1 protein-coding gene is annotated in these 2,157 nt (G+C 59.5%); it reads left to right on the plus strand.

What is annotated here, in order from left to right; all coding sequences use genetic code 11:
* A partial coding sequence (addB, locus tag WBM93_RS14375; protein ID WP_424432553.1) for a double-strand break repair protein AddB occupies positions 1–2,067 on the plus strand: 2,067 nt, incomplete at its 5' end.
* Positions 2,068–2,157 lie beyond the last annotated feature (90 nt).

Genomic DNA, 2,157 nt, shown 5'->3' on the forward strand with positions numbered 1-2,157 from the left:
AAGCGCAGCCGGGCCTTGAGCAATGCCTTCGCGATTCCGAAACTTACCGTGCGCTGGCAGAATCTGGAAAGCAACGAACGCAGTCTGGCCGGAGTACAGACCGTCGAGGCGCGCAACAGTGCCGAAGAAGCCCAGATCATCGCGCTTCTGGCACGCGAGGCTCTCGAAGACCCAAGCCAAAGGGTGGCGATTGTCACGCCGGACCGGTCGCTGGCAACCCGTGTCTCGGCCCATTTGAGACGCTGGGATATCCAGGTTGATGATACCGCCGGCCAGCCTTTGGCCAAACTGCCGGAGGGCGTCTTTTTTCTCAACCTGCTCGCTGCGGTCGCGGACGGATTTCCGCCAGCCGAATTTCTCGCTTTGCTCAAGCACCCGCTGGTGCAGCGGGGAGCAGGACGGCTTGGATGGCTTGATCAAGTGCGCAAGCTGGACTTGCTGTTGCGCGGCCCACGACCCGCGCCGGGATTGGCTGGCATCGATGCGCTGCTGAAGGGCGAAAACCGCCGGACGAAGAAATTGCGCAACGAGATTGCCCCCTGGTGGGAAATGGTTCGAGCAATGTTCGAGCCGATGGAAAGCCTCTTTGCGTCTTCGCTAAACTGGCCGAATCTTCTCGATCAGTTGCGGCAATTGGCGGAAACATTGACTGACGGTTCGGTCTGGGGAGGGTCGGCGGGCCGCGAACTGGCGGACCTGTTGGTGAAATTGCAGACCCGCGCCGAAATGGGTCCGATCCGGATCGCGGCGAATGAACTGTCCGGCTATTTCGAGACTTTGATGTCCGAAATATCCGTGCGACCGGCCTATGGCGGCCATCCCCGGATCGCGCTTTACGGGCTGCTGGAGGCGCGCTTGCAACAGTCCGACCTCGTCATCTGCTGCGGTCTCAACGAGGGGAGCTGGCCGCAAGCGATTACGCCTGACCCCTGGCTTGCGCCGATGATCCGCAAATCGCTCGGCCTGCCGGCACAGGAACGTCAGATCGGGCTTTCCGCACATGATCTTGTCGGAGCGATGGGCGCGAAGAGAGTCATTCTCTCCCGCGCGCGTCGCGATGATTCCGGTCCCGCCATTGCTTCGCGCTTCCTGCTCCGCCTGAAAGGCATGTGCGGGGACAATCTGAAGGAACATCCGGACGCCCGCGCATGGCTGGCTTCGATCGATCAGCCGAAAACGCCCTCCGAGCCATATGATCGCCCCGCTCCGTTGCCGGGTGCCGAACATCGCAATATACCGATATCGGTGACACAAGTAGATCGTCTGATCGCCGATCCCTATGCTTTTTATGCGAACAAGATCATGGGCTTTGCATCACTTGACATGATCGACGCAGACCCGAGCGCCGCCTGGCGGGGGACGATCATTCACGACATTCTCGATCAATGGGCCAGGCAGGACAATTATGCACCCGAAGCGTTGAGAGAAAGAGCCGATGCGTTTCTCAAGGACCCGACCTTGCACCCGCTAATGCGCAGTCTCTGGGCGCCGCGTCTGATCGAAGGGCTGGCATGGATTGCCGAAACGCTCGCACAGAACCGCAAGGCAGGCCGGGAACCGATCGCGTCTGAAATTTATGGCAAAGCGGAGATTGCCGGTGTCGAACTGTCTGGAATCGCGGATCGGATCGACCGGATGCCCGATGGCGGTCTGGCGATTGTCGATTACAAGACCGGAGGAGCACCGACCAACAAGGCAGTGGTCGAGGGATATAATCTGCAACTCGGTCTGCTGGCTGCCATCGCCGAACTCGGCGGGTTCCAGAATATCGAGGGACGGGTGACCGGCTTCGAATATTGGTCGCTCGCGAAAACCGCAGGATCGGATAATTTCGGCTATGTCCGTTCGCCGACAAAAGGCCGTGGCGACAATGTCGTGCCGGCGGACGCGATGGTCGACCATGCTGTCGCCCGGTTCAACGAGGCCGTCGATCTATATATATTGGGCGTGGAACCGATGACGGCCAAGCTGCATCCGGAATATGCGCCTTATGCAGATTATGACCAGTTGATGCGGCTCGAGGAATGGTACGGGCGCTCGCCGATGAAAACGGCCGATCATGAGTAGCGGCAAGCCAAAGATATTTCCTCTCAAGGACCGGCAGATTGATGCTGTCGTGCCAGAGAAACATATCTGGCTCAGCGCCTCTGCCGGTAC

The organism is Parasphingorhabdus sp., from assembly GCF_049667325.1.
Lineage (GTDB): Bacteria > Pseudomonadota > Alphaproteobacteria > Sphingomonadales > Sphingomonadaceae > Parasphingorhabdus.